Genomic DNA, 16,539 nt, shown 5'->3' with positions numbered 1-16,539 from the left:
GGCGTACCGGAGGTATTCCCGTCAGCCTTTGAGGCCGGTTTGGGTCAGGCCTTCGACGAATTGGCGTTGGGCCAGGACGAAGATGATGAGGACGGGGAGGGCCGACAGGGTGGCGGCGGCGAGTTGGACGTTCCACATGGCGCCGCCGTAGGCGTCGACGTACTGGGTGAGGGCCTGGGGGATGGTGAAGCGGTCTTTGCTGGAGAGGAAAACGATCGGTTCTAGGTAGAGGTTCCAGCTGTGTAGGAAGGTGAAGATGGCGACGGCGCCGATCGCTGGGCGGGCCAGGGGGAGGGAGACCTGCCAGAAGAGGCCCAGGCGGCCTAGGCCGTCGACGCGGCCGGCCTCCTCGAGTTCGCGGGGGAGGGTGATGAAGAACTGGCGCATGATGAAGGTCGCCAGGACGCTCGGGGCGCCGAGCATCGGGATCAGGATCAGCGGCCAGTGCGTGTTGACCAGGCCGAGCGAGTCGAACATCCGGTACAGCGGGATGATCGTCACCTCGTTCGGGACCAGCAGGCCGGCCAGCACGATCATGAAGACGACGCCGGCGCCGCGGAACTTGATCCGGGCGAAGGCGTAGCCCGCGAGCGACGAGACGACCAGCGTGCCGAGGGTGACGACGACGGCGATGTAGCAGCTGTTCAGGTACTGCCGGGCGAACGGTTGCAGCTCGAAGACCTGCCGGTACGCGTCCAGCGTGACCGTGTGGGGGAAGAGTGAGAAGGCGAAGATCTCGTTCACCGGCTTGAGCGAGGCCGTCACCATCCACCAGGTGGGGAAGACGAAAGGCACGCAGCAGACCAGCAGTACGCCGTACAGGATCAGCTTGCCCTTACGACTCATGGAAAACCCACCTCCTACGCATGCGCCATTGCAGTGCCGTCAACGCGAGGACGATGACGAAGAGCAGCAGCGAGATCGTGGCGCCGTAGCCGAAGTGATGGAACTGGAAGGCCTGCTGGTACAGGTAGTAGACGAGGACGGTCGTAGACGTCCCCGGCCCGCCCTGCGTCAGTACTGCGATCTGCGCGAACACCTGCAGCGAACCGACCACCGTCAGGATCGACGTCAGCAGGATCGTCGGGCTGATCAACGGCACCGTCACCCGCCGGAACCGCGCCCACGCCGAAGCGCCGTCTATCCGAGCGGCCTCGTAGAGCTCGGCCGGAACCCCTTGCAGGGCAGCGAGAAACAGCACCATGTTGAGCCCGACACCCTTGAAGAGCTGCACGACGACGACCGAGATCATCGCCGTCGCGTCACCGCGCAGCCAGTTGGGCCCGTCGACGCCGATCAGGTCGAGGAAGCCGTTGACCCCGCCGTTGTCCTGCAGCAGGAAGCCCCACACGATCGTCCAGGCGACCAGCGTCACCACGACCGGCGAGAAGAACAGCGTGCGGAAGAAGACCGTCCCGCGGAGCTTCTGGTTGAGCAGTACCGCGAGGAACAGCGCGAGGCTGAGGTTGAGCACCACCAGCCCGAGCGAGAAGGTTCCGGTCGCCCGAAGCGCCGGACCCAGCCGGGGGTCGTCGGCGAGCGCCTGGTAGTTGCCGGCACCGACGAAGTCGAAGGTGCCGGCCAGCACGTTCCACTCGTGCAGGCTGTACCAGACCACGAGCCCGAGCGGGACGATGACGAAGGCGGCGATCCCGGCCAGCTGCGGCGCGATGAACAGCCAGCCGGCCAGCTCGTCGCGCCGCCGCATGGTCCAGTACGGCGCGCTGCTCGCCGTCCTGGGCGGGGCGACCTGCTTGTCGTCGAGTAGCAGCGTCATTTGCTCAACAGCGGGTTGATCTTCGAGCACACGCCGGACAGGACGGCCTTGACGTCGGCGTCCGGCTTCCACAGCGGGTCGAGGGCGGCACGGACGGTCTGCTGCAGTTCGGCGTACCCGGTGTGGCTGGTCTTGAGGTCGCCGCGCTCGATGCCGTCGATCACGACGCTCTGCAACTGCTCGGGCTTGAGCAGCGGGTTCGCCTTGGCCAGTAGCGAGGTGGTGAGCTGCGACTTGCGCGGCGGCGGGAAGAACTGGGCGAGCTTGGCCGAGTTCTCCTGATCGGTGAAGTACGCAAGGAACTTCTTCGCCGCGTCGGCGTGCTTGCCACGCTTCATCACGCCGATGCCGGCCTGGCCGACGACCGAGTACTCACCGGCCGGGCCCTTCGGCAGCGGTACCAGGTCCCACTTGAACTTCGCCTTCTCCAGCAGGGCCGCGCGGCTGATCTGGGTCAGTACCATCGACGCGTCGCCGGCGAAGAAGTCCGTCGTACGCCCCGGGCCGGGCATCGCCTTGTCGGTGAAGATCGTTTTGTGGACGAACGTCATCGCGTCGACCATCGGCTGCTGGTCGAACCCGCAGCTCTTGCCGTCCTCACTCCACGGCCGGGCGCCCCAGCCGGCCCAGATCGTGTTGAGCGTGTCCCAGCCCTTGTAGTCGAAGTCGCCGACGACGATGCCGCCCTTGCCGGTCTTCGCCTGTACTGCGGCGCCGGTCGCGACCGCCTGGTCCCAGATCCAGGCGCCGGCCGCGATCTGCTGCGCGGGGGTCGGTCGTCCGGCCGCCGTCACCAGGTCGGTGTTGACGAAGACCCCCAAAGGCGAAGTGGAGAAGGGATAGGCGAAGAGCTTGCCGTCCTGCTCCCAGGTAGCGGTTGCGCTAGGCAACAGATCTGGGTCCTTGTCGATCGGCTCCAGTGCGCCGGAGGTGACGAAGTCGGGCGCGGTGCTTTCGAGGATCCAGGCGAGGTCGGGTGCGTTGCCGCCGCCGATCTGGGTGGTCAAGGCGGTGGTGTAGCTGTCGAACGGGATCGACTCGAAGGTGATCTTGCCGATCTCCGGGTGGTCCTTCTTGTAGGCGGTGGCGATCTGGTCGAAGAGCGCGGTGTGCTTGGCGTTCGCGCTCCAGATGGTCATCCGCAGGTCGATCGGGCCGGACGCGGCCGGGCTGTCGCCGTCTGATCCGCCGCAGCCTGCCACCATCAGTAATGCGGCGGTGGTTGCTGCCGCTGTCAGCAGTCGGAGTTTCATGATCAGTCCTCCATCAGTAGCCGGAGACGTCCGGCCAGCTCAGTTCGACGCCCTGGGCGACCAGTACTGCCTGGAAGTCGCTGAGCAGAGCAGGGGAGTTGCGGACCGCGCGCGGGCTGACGCGACGGTCCAGGCAGAAGGCAGCGAGCAGTCCCGCGGCCTCGCCGATGTTCCACTCGACCGGGTGCAGCCGGTAGCAGCCGTTGGTGATGTGGGTGGTGCCGAGGTTCTTGCTCGCCGGCAGCAGGTTCTCGACCCGCTGCGGGATCAACGCCCCGAGTGGGATCCGGAACGGGCTACTGGCCACGTCGATGTAGTTGTCGCCGCCAGTGGACGGGTGCAGGTCGATCCGGTACATCCCGACGCCCACACTGTCGCCGTACTCCGCTGCGCCCTTAGCTCCTCGTACTGCGACCGACAGGTCCTGCTCGACAACCGTGTACTCCGCTGCGATGCGCCGCGACTCCCTGATGTAGGGCGCCTGGGCCAGGCCGTCCTTGGACCCGAGGAGGTCGCCCCGGAGACGCAGGCCGTGGAACCCTGTGCCGCCGTCGGGTCTGGGCGCCTCGGTCTGGAGCCAGTAGAAGACTGCCTGGGACAGCTCCTTGGCTTTGAGTAGATGCTTGGCGGCGTCCGGTACGTCGAAGACCGGGCCGTCGAGGTAGTCGATCATCGGCCAGTTCACCAGGCAGATGTCGGACTCGTAGGCGCCTGGCTGGAAGTGTCGGCGGGCTGCGATCCGCCGGAAGGTCCAGAGGTTGGTGTCACCGCCGGTACGCCGCTGGTCCGCGACCACTGCGAGTGGGTCGTCGTCTGGGTTAGGGGTGAAGGTCCGGCGTGAGGTGGCGAGGGTGCGTGGGTCTGGGGCGTTCCAGGAGAGCATGCGGTCGCCCCAGAAGGGTGGCTGGTAGTTGCGCCAGTAGGCGTAGTTGGCCGGCTTGTCGCCGACCTGGTTGCCGTCGACGTGGTCTACCGCGAAGCAGAAGGAGACGGCTTGCATGTTGAGTGGTTGCGCTTCTGCTGGTGCGCTGGGCTCGCCGGTGGTGGCCTGCGATTCGAAGCCGGTGACGTACTCGGTGCCGGTGAGGGGGAGGAGTTCTCCTGTCTCGGTGGCGTCGAGGACGTAGGGCGCGGTGAGGGTTAGATGGTCGCCGGTGTCGCGGTGTTCGACCTGCACCGACGTGACCCGGTCGCCGTCGGTCGTGGCGGCGATCGGCTTGTAGGGTTGGAGAATCTGGAGCTTTCGGTTGGATCGGTACGGGGCGAGCATCGACTCCAGGACCGCTACGGCGACTCGCGGTTCGTGGCAGAGCTTGGAGACGTAGCCGGCACCGGGGTTGAGCTCCGCGGCCGCTCTCGATTCGGCGGTCAGTGGGTAGTACCGGCGGTAGTAGTCGCGGATGCCGTCTCGCAGCCCCCGGTACGACGCTGTGACGCCGAACTGCTCCACCCAGGTGTGCTCGTCCGGTGGTACCGCCTGGCTCGTCAACTGCCCACCCAGCCAGTCGTACTCCTCGGTCATTACCACCGACCGCCCAGCCCTCAGCGCAGCCAAAGCCGCGGCCACCCCACCGAGACCGCCGCCGATCACCAGCACATCCGTCTCCATCAAAACCCCTTCACCTTGCCGAGCGTGCTTCCCTCGACGAGCTCACAATCCAGCAGTTGCTGCAGCTCGACCTCCTCACCGGACAAGACCGACTCCAGCAACCCCACGGCTCGCCGCCCCATCTCCTTCCGCGGAATGTGAAACCCCGAGTACTCCCCGTCCCCCTTCACCGGCCGACTCGCATCCCCCAAAGCCACCACCGAAAGGTCCCTGGGAACCTCCAGCCCGCGCTCCCGCGCGGCATGTGCAAGAGCAGCCGCATCGGCGAGATCCTCGACAAACACCGCAGTAACCCCGCGCCCCAGCAGCTCGTCGAGCACCTCACCAACCGCCCGCTGCGCGGGCGGGCTAGAGGGGGAGGAGGGCCGGCTCACGCCGATTTCGAGCTCCGCAGGAGCGCCGCTGGCTTGGCGGCCCCGGGCCGCGGCGCCCTCCGGCGCAAGCGCGCCGAGCACCGCGCGGCCCGATCCGCCGGTCCGCTCCGCAGGAGCGGGTGGTGCGAGGTGTAGGCCTCGGGGGGCTACCTGGTGGAAGCCGAGTAGGCGGTCGGCTGAGGATTCTGCGCCATGGCCAGGGCCTACGAAGGCCAATTGTTGGTGGCCGAGTTGTAGGGCGCGGGTGGTGACTGTGGCGGTGGCTGTTGTGTAGTTGGCGCCTACGTACGGGATGACGGCGGGGGTGCCGTCCGCGAGTGCCGGGTTGTTGCGGCGGCCTACTGAGACGAAGGGGTAGTTTTCGGAAACCAGGCGGCTCAGTTCTGTGGCGGGGATCTGGCGGCCCAGGAGGAGGGAGCCGTCTGCTATCCGGAGGCGGTTGTTCTCGTGGAAGACGAGGCGGTGGCCGTCGGTGACGGGGGCGCTGGTGAACAGGAGCAGGTCGCAGCCGAGTTCTTCGGCGCTCTCCTCGATGCCGCTCAGGAACGGGTGGTAGAAGTCGGCGCTCGCGCTCGGGAACACCGACTCGTAGGTGAACACCCCGAGGATCTGGTTGCGCTGCTGCAGCAACCGGCGGGCGAGCGGATCCGCCACGTACCCGGTCTCCCGGATCACCTTCAGTACCCGGTCCCGCGTCTCGGTCGGGATCCGCGCCGACGCCGCCGTGCGGTTGTTCAGCACCAGCGAGACGGTCGTCTGGCTGACCCGCGCCAGCCGCGCGATGTCGCGCTGCGTCAACCGCTCGCTCATCCACCGACCTCCCTTGAGTAATACGTATTGCCAGCCATGTGATCCGGAACGGTAGACCGGCGCGTTCGCCACCGTCAAGACCGCAAACACGTGCTAATACGAATTAGCAAACGGGCGTGAGTAAATGATCAGCCAGGCAGGCTCAGGAGGCGCGCAGGTTGAGCGTGTAGTACGCCGGTGCGCGCCCGGTGAGGTAGACCCGCAGACCGTCCGGCACCAGCGAGCCGTTGAGCTGGGTGTACTGCTCACCCGGATCCATCGCCACCCGCGTCGCCCCGTTGCCAGGACCGAACTCGATCGAGTCCTCGCCGACCGAGTACACCCCGGCACCACCGACCAGCTGATAGTTGCCGTCAGCATCGAGCGCGTCGACCCCGCCGAGCACCCCACCCGCCCGGAAGCACAGCTCGATCGCGAACGGTACGTCGGACCCGGACAGCTCGAAGTCCAGGTCGAACCCGCCGGCCACCTCGGTCACCGCGACCGTGGTGCGGAGACTGCGGTACTGCTTCGGCCGCCGTCCGAAATCCATCGACGAGTAGAACCGGCCGTCGCTGCTCAGCGCGTACCCGCCGTCGTCGCTCCGGTACTGCTGAGGCAGCGGTAAGTGATACGGCACCCGCACCTCGTCGCCGAGCTCGAAACTCGCCGGCCCGGTCCGCCGGAGTCCATTGCTGCGGAAGTGGCCGGTGCCGAAGAACTGCGGTGACAACCGGACGGAGTCGAGGACGGCGGCGCCGGTACGGAACTTGAAGAACGTGGGATTGGTCGACAGGCCGGACGCGATCACCGGCACGTCGTGGAAGTCGGTACCACCGAAGACCGACGCTGTACGGCTGCCTCGGCGAATCCGGGCGAGTTGCTGGGACGGAAACTCATGGACGAAGTCATCCCGCACCGGCACTGCGACCGGCAGAACACCAGCGAGCTGCGGCCGCTCGACGACCTCGGCAAGAAAGTCACCGACCGCGCCGACCGCGCCGGCGTCCGGGCCGCCGGCGTCCAGTGAGTCGGCGGTGCGGGTTTCGATGCCTTTGGCAACTGTTGCGAACCGTCCGTCGCCATCGAGCAGAGCCAGTTCACGGAACTGGGTCAGGTACCACCGGATGTCCCTGATCCTGGTCTGGTCCTGGCGCCGGGAGGCGATCGTGTCCACCTCGCCGTTGGGCTCCAGCAGGTACAGCGTGGCGTCCAGGTTCCTGCGGACGAAGGCGATCAGCTCCGGCCGCCGATGCAACCGCGCGATCGTCAGCAGCGACGGATTCGTCACCTCCGACGCGTAGGTCGAGCTCCGCTCGCTGTAGCTCCCGTCCGGCGTCGCGTCGATCCCTTCGGCCAGCCACTCGTCGATGCGATCGGCGTACCGCTGATCAGGAAACAGCTGATTGACCCGGGCGAGCGCCGCCGATACCTCCCAGCGATGGTTGGGAGTGTGCACGCCTCCGGTAGCGAGCGCCGGCCCGGCCTGACGAATGACCCGCTCGAGAACATCGCGTGATCTCACAGTGGCAGGCTGCCCGTCGCCGTCGAGCAGTGCCCAGCTCAGGCAGAGGTCCTGGATGGCGAAAGCGCTGTCGGGCGGCGAATGCAGGTTGCCGAGATCCCACGTGCCGTCGTCGTGCTGCGAGGCAGCCAATCGTTCGGCCAGGAATTCCAGTGGCTCGATCAAGGTCTCGTCGTGGTGGTGCGCGGACTGCTCCCAGACGTAGCCCGAGACCAGTCGCCGGGCCTTCCGCGCGCTGGCGCGGACGCTGTCCGCAGGGCTCCGGCAGGTCTCGAGGACGGCTGGGATCTGAGCCTCGTTCAGCTTCGTCAGCAAGCCCAGAAATGCTTCGTCGCGCACCATCGAGACCTCCGCGGGCAGGAAAAGCAGCACGGTACTGTCCTCGCCGCGGTAGCCGGCGTCCAGGGCGGGCGGGGTCCGGAACCGGTCACGGTAAAACCGGGAAAGGTCTTGTCTGAACCGGTTCGGTGGACTAACTTCTGACAAATCGGCAAACGCTTTCCAGTAGCCTCACAGCCGCCCGGAGGTGGAGACGTTGAGCGCTCTGACCGAGAAGAAGAAAGAGAACCTCGCGGCCTACTTGTTCTTGTCGCCGTGGTTGCTCGGACTGTTCGTGATCACGATCGGCCCGATGCTCGCGTCCCTCTACCTCGCCTTCACCGACTACAACCTGATCCAGTCGCCGGAGTGGATCGGCCTGCAGAACTTCACCCGGATGCTGTCCGACGAGCGCCTGCACAACTCGCTCCGGGTCACCTTCACCTACGTCTTCGTCTCGGTCCCGATCCAGCTGTCGATCGCTTTGCTGCTGGCCGTCGTTCTGGATCGCGGCGTCCGCGGGATGGCCTTCTACCGCTCGATCTTCTACCTGCCGTCGCTGCTCGGCTCGAGCGTCGCGATCGCGGTCCTGTGGCGCCAGGTGTTCGGCACCGAAGGCCTGCTCAACCAGGTGCTCGCGACGATCGGGATCGACGGCAAGGGCTGGATCTCCGACCCCAGTACGGCGCTCGGCACCCTCGTCGTGCTCAACGTCTGGACCTTCGGCTCCCCGATGGTGATCTTCCTGGCCGGCCTGCGTCAGATCCCGGCCATGTACTACGAAGCCGCGTCCGTCGACGGCGCCGGCGTACTGCGCAGGTTCTTCAGCATCACGCTGCCGCTGCTCACCCCGATCATCTTCTTCAACCTGGTGCTGCAGATCATCCACGCGTTCCAGTCGTTCACCCAGGCGTTCGTCGTCTCCGGCGGCACCGGCGGCCCGTCCGACTCGACGATGTTCTTCACGCTCTACCTGTACGACCGGGGCTTCGGCCATTTCGACATGGGCTACGCCTCCGCGATGGCGTGGTTCCTGCTGGTGATCATCGGCATCTTCACCGCGGTCAACTTCTTCGCTTCGAAGTACTGGGTGTTCTATGACGACTGAGACGCTCCGAACCACAGTGGCCGCGCGACGGCAGACCGGTATCACCTGGGCCAGGCTCCGGCCGGTGGTGATCCATGTCGTGCTGGCCGGGTCGGCCCTGGTGATGCTCTACCCGGTCATCTGGATGGTGGTCAGCTCACTGCGCCCGGGCAACGAGATCTTCCGCGACCCCGGCATCCTGGTGAAGGACCTGAAGATCGAGAACTACCGCGTCGGCTGGAACGCCCTGACCGAGCCGTTCACCCGGTACCTGCTCAACTCCGCGGTCGTGGTGCTCGGCGCGATCCTGGGCAACCTGGTCTCCTGCTCGATGGCGGCGTACGCCTTCGCCCGCTTGGAGTTCACCGCGAAGAGGCTCTGGTTCGCGATCATGCTGCTCAGCATCATGCTGCCGATCCACGTGGTGATCGTGCCGCAGTACATCCTGTTCTCGCAGGCCGGCTGGATCAACACGTTCCTGCCACTCGTCGTCCCGAAACTGCTGGCCACCGACGCGTTCTTCGTCTTCTTGATGGTGCAGTTCATCCGCGGCATCCCGCGCGAGCTGGACGAGGCGGCCCGGATCGACGGCTGCGGCCGGGCCGGGATCTTCCTGCGGGTGATCCTGCCGCTGATGGTGCCGGCCCTGGCGACCACCGCGATCTTCACCTTCATCTGGACCTGGAACGACTTCTTCAGCCAGCTGATCTACCTGACCGATCCGAAGATGTACACCGTCCCGGTCGCGCTGCGCTCGTTCGTCGACGCCACCACGAGCACGTCCTGGGGATCGATGTTCGCCATGTCGGTCGTCTCCCTGGTCCCGGTCTTCCTCGCCTTCCTGCTCGGTCAGCGGTTCCTGATCAAGGGCATCGCGACCACCGGCATCAAGTAACCCCTCCGAAAGGTGCCCGTCATGCCGCTCCCTCGCAGAACCCCGCGAGTACTACGTGCCGCCACCGCCCTCGCGCTGGCGTCTGCCCTGCTCGCCGCCAGTGCTTGTGGTGGCGACTCCGGTGGTCCGTCGTCATCGTCCGACGGTGGCAAGGTCACGCTCCGGTTCACCTGGTGGGGATCGGACACCCGGACCAAGCTCACCCAGCAGGCCATCGACGCGTACCAGAAGGATCATCCCGACGTCACCATCAAGGGCGAGTTCGGCGAATGGTCCGGCTACTGGGACAAGCTCGCCACCACGGTCGCGGCCAACAACGCGCCCGACATCATCCAGATGGACGAGAAGTACCTGCGCGAGTACGCCGATCGCGGCGCGCTGCTCGACTTGAGGAAGGCCGACGGCCTCGACACCGGCAAGTTCGAGCCGGACACGTTGGCGGCCGGCGAGTTCGACGGCGGACTGTACGGGCTGAATGCCGGGATCAACTCGTTCGCCGTGATCGCGAACCCTGCTGTCTTCAAGGCCGCTGGGGTGGCGCTGCCGGACGACACCACCTGGACCTGGGACGACTATGCACGGATCTCCGCCGAGATCTCCTCGAAGCTGAACGGCAAGGCGTGGGGGACCGGCACGCTCGGGCAGAACGAGGCGTCGCTGAATCTGTGGGCCCGGCAGAACGGCGAGTCGCTGTGGACGAAGGACGGCAAGCTCGGCGTCTCCGAGGACAAGGCGACCAGCTTCTTCCAGTACGTGCTGAAGCTGCGCGACGCGAAGGCGCTGCCGTCGGCCGAGGCGGTCTCGCAGGATCTGAACGCGGCGCTCGACCAGTCGATGATGGCGACCGGCAAGCTGGCGATGAGCCTGATCTGGAGCAACCAGCTGCTCGCGATGGACAAGGCGTCCGGACAGCAGATGAAGCTGCTGCGGATCCCGAGTACCGACGGCAAGGCGGCCGACAACGGCTCGTACTACAAGGGATCCATGTTCTGGTCGATCTCGTCGCGGTCCAAGCAGCAGAAGGCGGCGGCCGAGTTCGTGAACTATCTGGCCAACGCGAGTGCGGCCGGGAACATCCTGCTGGCCGAACGCGGCGTACCGCCGAACACTGAGATCCGAAAAGCGGTGGCGTCGAAGCTGCAGCCTGCCGATGCCACGTCCGCGAAGTTCATCCAGGACATCGGCAAGGAGCTCGGCGAGCCGTCGCCTGCGCCGCCGGTCGGTGGTGGGCAGGCGGAGAAGATCGTCCAGCGGTACACGACCGAGGTGCTGTTCGGTCGCCAGTCGCCCGACAAGGCAGCGAAGGCGATGCTGGACGAGATCAGCGGGGAGCTCAAGTAGTGTCCTTGCCACGGGTGGCCGTGGTCGGCATCCACGGCCACGGCGCCTCCCACGTACGCCGAGCCACCCACCTCACCGCAGCTGGTGCCTGCCGCCTCGTAGCAGTCGCCGATCCCCGCCCCCCAACCCCCGAAGAACTCGCCTCGCTGCTGGGCGCCCGGCCTCCCATCGCGGGGACCTCGCCCGTGGCTGCCTCGCCGCTGGCGCCCCCGGCCGCCACGCCGGCGGGCGGGGCGCCCGCCGCCGAGCCCGAGGCTGACCGCCGGGTTGAGCCCCGGGTCTACTCGGGTCTGCCGGATTTGTTGCGTGCTGAGGATGTTGATGTTGTTGTGCTCAGCACTCCGATTCATACCCACGCAGCGCTTGCGGAGTTGGCGTTGCGAGCGGGGGCCGATGTGTTGGTGGAGAAGCCGCCGGTGGCTTCTCTGGCGGAGTTCGAGCGGTTGGCTGAGGTGGTGGAGGAGACCGGGCGGAGTTGTCAGGTCGGATTTCAGGCTCATGGATCGGGGGCGGTTCGCGCGCTCGCCAGTATGGTTGCCGAGGGCGCCTTTGGTGAGATCGAAGGGATCGGCGCGACGGGGAAGTGGGTGCGCAGACGGGCCTATTGGCAGCGAGCCAAATGGGCCGGTCGGCGGACGTTGGACGGCATACCGGTGGTGGACGGGGTGGTGACGAACGCGTTCGCTCACTCGGTGGCGGCCGCTTTGCTGATTGACGGATCGGGGCGTGCGGAACAGGTCGCAGGGGTCGAGACCGAGCTGTTCCATGCCAACGAGATCGAGGCCGACGACACCTCGACGGTTCGGATCCGGACGACGCGCGGTACGGCGATCGTTGCCGCGCTCACCCTTTGCGCGACCGACGACGAGCCGCCCAAGATCACCGTCTACGGGTCGAAGGGCCAGGCAGTACTGAGCTACACGACCGACGAGCTGGAGGTGGGCGGCAGCACGACGCAGTACGGGCGGGATGACCTGCTGGAGAACCTCCTCGATCATCGGCGCGACGGGGTGGCGTTGATCGCGCCGCTCGAGGAGACCGGCGGGTTCATGCGGGTGCTCGACGCTGTTCGGTCGGCGCCGGCGCCGGGGGAGGTGGCGGCCAGTTGGGTGGGGGATGGGGATGAGCGGCATCCCGTAGTACCGGGGATCGAGAAGTGGATAGAGCAGGCGGCCGAGCGGCAGCAGTTGTTCAGCGAACTCGGCGCGCCTTGGGCACAACCAACAGAGAATCGGAGCTTCGACAGATGACGCAGAACCTCGGTTGCAACCACGCCATCGGCCGGTCCATCCAGGTCACGGCGGCTGATCGCGAGCTGTTCACCTACGTGTACCGGCCAACCGACCCGCAACTGGAGTCGCCGCGGCCGTACCTGCACCCGATCCGTACCCTCGGCGGCGATCTGGTCTCCGTCTTCCGGCCCCACGATCACGTCTGGCACAAGGGGATGACCTGGTCGCTGCCGCATTTCGGGCACGAGAATTTCTGGGGTGGACCGACGTTCTCGATCGACAACGGCTACGAACAGCTCGACAACAACGGCTCGATGGACCACGACCGGATCGACGCGCTCGACGTCACGGACGAGTTCGTCCGCTTCTCGCATCACCTGTCGTGGCATCGGCAGGACGGCGTCCACGTCGTCGACGAGCAACGCACGCTGACCACCCGGCTGGCCGACGACGGCTGGGTGCTCGTCTACGAGACGGCGATGACGAACGTCTCCGGCGACACGGTCCAGATCGGCAGCCCGACGACAGCAGGCCGGCCCAATGCGGGGTACGGCGGCCTGTTCTGGCGCGGCCCACGATCCTTCACCGGCGGTACGGTGCTCGCACCCCAAGGCCTGGGCGGCGACGAACTCCGCGGCCAGCGCGCGACCTGGATGGGCTTCTCCGGCAAGCACGACGATGTCGACCGGGCCTCCACGCTGATCATCGTCGACGCCTCCGACAACCCGAACCACCCACCGGAATGGTTCGTCCGCTCCGAGGACTTCGCAGCCGTCTGCCCGGCGCCCTTCTTCTCCGAAGAACTCCCCTTCCGCGCGGGCGAGACCCTGACCTTCCGCTACGCCACCATCGTCGCCGACGAAGGCTCGGACGACACCCGCTCCACCCTCCTCGCCACCCAGGCGACCAAGGCCCTCACCGCGTGAACGAGATCGGGCCGGGAACCCCGCCGAGTACTCAGTTGGAGATGGGTAAGGCAGGTGGAACGACTCGATCGCACTGAAGTATTAGGTAATTGGGGTTGATGCAGGGATGGCTTTGATGGCTTTGCTCGTGTCTACCAGGAAGTCCTCGATCACGTGAATCACCAGGTCGCATTGAGAGCCGACAGCTGTCATCTCCCTGTGCCGGCGCCCGCGGTTGCCTCGTCCGCTGGGATCGACCAGATCTAGCTCATGGCTAATCTCGTTACGTGCCGCGAAGAAGGGCTTGAGGTTCTGGAGGTTACTATCCACAAGAGTTCGTGCAGTCAGTCCGAGAGCATCGCGAACTGACTGGAGATCCTGCCAAGATTGAAGGCTTGAGCCGGCCAGATCTTCGACATAAAGGTCGATCAGACGCGCTCGTGGGTCTGCGGATGTGATCGCGCTCTTGGTTGCTTTGGTCAGCTCGCCGCGAAGCCGGTGCTCGTGCATATAGCCGGTGAACTTGCCGTCCGCTGCGCCGCCCGCGTGGATGAGGTCTGGCAATGCGTCTCGGAGTAGTCGCCGGAGGCAAGCGTCGAGTCCGGCGGACGTGAAGACGATGGCGGCACGGACCTGGTCAAGTTGATCCTCTGTTAGGCGGCGCGGATTTCCCTCTTCGGCTGACCTCTCGCGGAGTACGTGAAGGGTGTCGAACAGACCCGTTATCGCCTTGTGTGTAGCTGTCAACCGAGCCCAGCTGGGAGTCACCGCAGCCGGGCAGCCATGTGGCTTGCGACCGAGCGGCGTCAGCTGAACCCTGGTGAGCTTCGGGATTCGGTCCTGGGATTTAGCTGCTGCAGCCATCGGTGCTTCCTCGCGACCTACGCGTATGTACGTTGACCTGGCCAGCGGTTTGAGTCGTATCAAGCAACGGGTCAGATCGCCGGTGGTTGAGCCATCGACACTGCAGCTTATCGAAGACTGATGGCAGGCGTCCGGGAGGACAGCGCCTCTACGTGTCGGCAATCGATCGTTCCAGACGGCCGAGGCACTGCCTCGGACTTGGGTGTGTATAGCTTGAAGAAGGCGTGGTGCTCCAGCTGATCTCCCAGTCGGGCTGGAACCCCGCCCCCGGCGTTCCAGCCCGACTCAGCTCAGCTCCAGTCAGCGCACGAAGAGCCAGTACTCGCCGCTCGGACCGGCCGGCCGGCAGTCCCAGTCGTTGAAGCCTTCGCGGACGTACTGCTGCCCGGCGTCCACGCACCGGCGGTAGTTCGGGTACTTCGCGATCGCCTGCCAACCGGTGACGACCGAGACCGACGTACCGGCCGTAGCTGCGGCCTGGGCCGACACTGCCGGGGCAAGCACGAGCAGTCCGAGGGTGGCCAGACCGGCGCTGGTCAGTGCTGCGGTGATACGCATGGGCGGCTCCTTGAGCAGGGGGATCGGTGTCGTGGGGACACCGGCTTGGCTGAGAGCCTTGTCCGCGCGGCCGGCGGCGTCGCGGTTTTCGAACGAACTCGATCAGCCCGATTTCCACCCTCTACCAGGTGTGAAGTGATCGCTTGATGGGGAGGTAGGGGTAGCGGTAGAGAATCGTTTCCGGTATCGCCTCCCCTGAAGGGCCCGGGAACCGGTAGCCTCATCCAGCCACCTGGATGGCATCGCTGTAACCACCACCGACGAAACTGCCGGAGAGCCCAAACCGGTCAGGAGACCACGTCTTGCAGGAGAACACCACCAGCACCAGTACTGGCGAGCTCGCCAACGTACCCCTTACCGGTGCTGACAAAGTCGCCTACGCCTTCTACGCCACCGCCGCCACAGCCGCCCTCGTCGGACAGGTCTGGGCCGGTGTCACACACATCCCGTGGCCGGACGAGGGCTTCTCGCCGTTCCTCAAGATCGCCCTGGTCACGCCGGCCGTCGCGGTCATCGAGCTCGGAGGTGTCGCCACCGCCGCTCTTGCCGACCTGCGCCGTCGCAAGGGTGAGCAGGCCTACGCCTACCGGGCGATGTCGCTGTTCGCGGCCATCGTCGCGCTCGTCTTCAACGTCGTCGGGCACTGGCGGCCGGAGGAGCGCTTCCTGGCCTTCGGCTTCGGTGGCCTGTCCGCGTTCGCCTACGTGCTCTGGCTGATCCACAGCTCCGCGCGCCGTCGCGACGCGTTGCGCAAGGCCGGCCAGATGGCCACCACCGGACCCGTCTACGGCGTGGTCCAGTGGGCCCGCGAGCCCAAGGTCACCTGGGCCGCGCGCTCGATCGCACTCGAGCACGGCCTCGGCCTGTACGAGAGCCTGCGGGCCGCCCGGGTGCAGCGGCGCAACAACGCGCGCCGCGACGCCATCGCCGGAACCGTGGCCGAGTACATCCGTTCGGAGCACCAGGACGAGCGGCTCGCGAAGATCGCCGAGACGACGTACGACGCGGACCGGCTGGCCGGGATGCTCGAGGAGCGGATCAACTACGAGGTCATCACCAACAAGCTGACGCTGGCGATCTCACCGCCGCCGCCACCCGAGCCGGAGCCGAAGCCGGAGGAGCGTGGCGACCTGCGCGCGGCCGTGTGGGTCGTCGAGGGCACGACGCCGCCACCGGTGCAGCAGATCCCCGTTCAGCAGTTGCCGGCCCAGCAGGTCCGGCCGACCGGCGGAGTACCGCTGCGCGACGACGAGCAGTGGGGCGAGGCGATGACCGGCGAGTTGATGGCGGTCGACTACCTGCCCTACGACCGTAGTACCGAAGAAGCCGACGAGGCCGAGGTGATCGAGGAGGCCGCCGCGGCTGAGGCTGCAGCGGTCGCCGAGGCAGCAGCCGTCGCTGCCGCGCAGCCGGTCGTGGCCAAGCCGCGGCCGGAGTCTCCGTTCGCCGAGCACCCGGTCGACGAGCAGCCGCCCGCTGTCGACAAGCGGCCGGCCCGGAGGCCGGCTGCCAAGCCGGCGGCTGCTGAGCCTGCGGCGGCCAAGACGGCTGCTGCGGCGCCGAAGAAGAAGGCCGTCGTCCGTAACGGCGCGGCCAAGCCGGCCGCGTCCGTGGTCGAGCAGGCTCAGGTCGAGCCGGTTGTCACGCAGCCCGTCGTCACCCAGCCGGTCGTCACGCAGCAGGTCGAAGAGCCGGCCGTCATCGCTCGTGAGGTCACCGCGCGGACTACTCCGTCGCGTCCGGCGGCGCCGCGGCCGAAGTCCAACGGCGCCGGTGGCGACCTGGAGAAGAAGCGGATGCGCGCCTGGGCGCTGCTGTCCGACTGGCCCGAGGACCGTCCGCGCACCGCGGCGACCCTCGCGTCGGCGATCGCGTCGTCCGAGACTGACGCCGCGCGGCTGCTCGCGGAGTACGACAAGGAGAACGGCTCCAGCAACCTCACGCTGGTCGCCAACTCGCAGAACTGAGTTGTTGCTGTGAAGGAGGGGTGGCCGCCTGGGCCACCCCTCCTT

At 66.7% G+C, this 16,539-nt stretch carries 14 protein-coding genes; 6 read left to right on the top strand and 8 right to left on the bottom strand.

Features of this window, described 5'->3' with window-relative positions:
* Positions 1-21: 21 nt before the first annotated feature.
* The 6 genes from ABD768_RS12605 to ABD768_RS12580 form a co-directional block, all read right to left on the bottom strand.
* Positions 22-846 carry a carbohydrate ABC transporter permease gene (locus ABD768_RS12605; protein ID WP_344840452.1) on the bottom strand — a complete coding sequence of 275 codons (825 nt, stop codon included), beginning with the start codon at positions 844-846 and terminating at the stop codon, positions 22-24.
* Positions 836-1,777 carry a carbohydrate ABC transporter permease gene (locus tag ABD768_RS12600; RefSeq protein WP_344840450.1) on the bottom strand — a complete coding sequence of 314 codons (942 nt, stop codon included), beginning with the start codon at positions 1,775-1,777 and terminating at the stop codon, positions 836-838. Before ABD768_RS12600 ends, ABD768_RS12605 begins: the two co-directional genes overlap by 11 nt.
* A complete protein-coding gene (locus ABD768_RS12595) occupies positions 1,774-3,030 on the bottom strand; it encodes an ABC transporter substrate-binding protein (protein WP_344840448.1) in 1,257 nt (418 codons plus the stop codon). Before ABD768_RS12595 ends, ABD768_RS12600 begins: the two co-directional genes overlap by 4 nt.
* 13 nt (positions 3,031-3,043) lie before the next feature.
* Positions 3,044-4,639, bottom strand: a complete 1,596-nt coding sequence (locus tag ABD768_RS12590) for an FAD-dependent oxidoreductase (protein ID WP_344840446.1) — start codon at positions 4,637-4,639, stop codon at positions 3,044-3,046.
* Complete coding sequence (locus tag ABD768_RS12585; protein ID WP_344840444.1) at positions 4,639-5,823, bottom strand: LacI family DNA-binding transcriptional regulator; 1,185 nt, start codon at positions 5,821-5,823, stop codon at positions 4,639-4,641. Before ABD768_RS12585 ends, ABD768_RS12590 begins: the two co-directional genes overlap by 1 nt.
* Positions 5,824-5,965: 142 nt before the next feature.
* Positions 5,966-7,699 carry a hypothetical protein gene (locus tag ABD768_RS12580; protein WP_344840442.1) on the bottom strand — a complete coding sequence of 578 codons (1,734 nt, stop codon included), beginning with the start codon at positions 7,697-7,699 and terminating at the stop codon, positions 5,966-5,968.
* Between the two features lie 163 nt (positions 7,700-7,862).
* Between ABD768_RS12580 and ABD768_RS12575 the strand changes: the two genes are divergently transcribed.
* Genes ABD768_RS12575 through ABD768_RS12555 form a run of 5 tightly spaced genes read left to right on the top strand, consistent with a single transcriptional unit; the run spans position 7,863 to position 13,126 of the window.
* Positions 7,863-8,753: a carbohydrate ABC transporter permease gene (locus ABD768_RS12575; protein ID WP_344840440.1), complete on the top strand. Its 891-nt coding sequence runs from the start codon at positions 7,863-7,865 to the stop codon at positions 8,751-8,753.
* Positions 8,743-9,627 carry a carbohydrate ABC transporter permease gene (locus tag ABD768_RS12570; RefSeq protein ID WP_344840438.1) on the top strand — a complete coding sequence of 295 codons (885 nt, stop codon included), beginning with the start codon at positions 8,743-8,745 and terminating at the stop codon, positions 9,625-9,627. Before ABD768_RS12575 ends, ABD768_RS12570 begins: the two co-directional genes overlap by 11 nt.
* Positions 9,628-9,648: 21 nt before the next feature.
* The gene (locus ABD768_RS12565) at positions 9,649-10,968 is read left to right on the top strand and encodes an ABC transporter substrate-binding protein (protein WP_344840436.1); all 1,320 of its coding nucleotides are present in this window, start codon (positions 9,649-9,651) and stop codon (positions 10,966-10,968) included.
* Positions 10,968-12,218, top strand: coding sequence for a Gfo/Idh/MocA family protein (locus tag ABD768_RS12560; protein WP_344840434.1), 1,251 nt, complete (start codon positions 10,968-10,970; stop codon positions 12,216-12,218). Before ABD768_RS12565 ends, ABD768_RS12560 begins: the two co-directional genes overlap by 1 nt.
* The gene (locus ABD768_RS12555; protein ID WP_343975778.1) at positions 12,215-13,126 is read left to right on the top strand and encodes a DUF6807 domain-containing protein; all 912 of its coding nucleotides are present in this window, start codon (positions 12,215-12,217) and stop codon (positions 13,124-13,126) included. Before ABD768_RS12560 ends, ABD768_RS12555 begins: the two co-directional genes overlap by 4 nt.
* A gap of 81 nt (positions 13,127-13,207) precedes the next feature.
* On the opposite strand, the gene ABD768_RS12550 is transcribed toward ABD768_RS12555, so the two are convergent.
* Positions 13,208-13,969 carry a hypothetical protein gene (locus ABD768_RS12550; protein WP_344840432.1) on the bottom strand — a complete coding sequence of 254 codons (762 nt, stop codon included), beginning with the start codon at positions 13,967-13,969 and terminating at the stop codon, positions 13,208-13,210.
* Between the two features lie 300 nt (positions 13,970-14,269).
* The gene (locus ABD768_RS12545; protein WP_343975784.1) at positions 14,270-14,527 is read right to left on the bottom strand and encodes a hypothetical protein; all 258 of its coding nucleotides are present in this window, start codon (positions 14,525-14,527) and stop codon (positions 14,270-14,272) included.
* A 302-nt stretch (positions 14,528-14,829) separates the two neighbouring features.
* On the opposite strand from ABD768_RS12545, the gene ABD768_RS12540 reads away from it, so the two are divergent.
* Complete coding sequence (locus ABD768_RS12540; protein ID WP_343975787.1) at positions 14,830-16,494, top strand: hypothetical protein; 1,665 nt, start codon at positions 14,830-14,832, stop codon at positions 16,492-16,494.
* The last annotated feature ends 45 nt before the right edge of the window (positions 16,495-16,539 follow it).

It is taken from the genome of Kribbella ginsengisoli, assembly GCF_039537185.1.
GTDB lineage: Bacteria > Actinomycetota > Actinomycetes > Propionibacteriales > Kribbellaceae > Kribbella > Kribbella koreensis.
The sequence above is the reverse complement of the archived record's forward strand: the minus strand, read 5'-3'. Positions and strand labels throughout refer to the sequence as shown.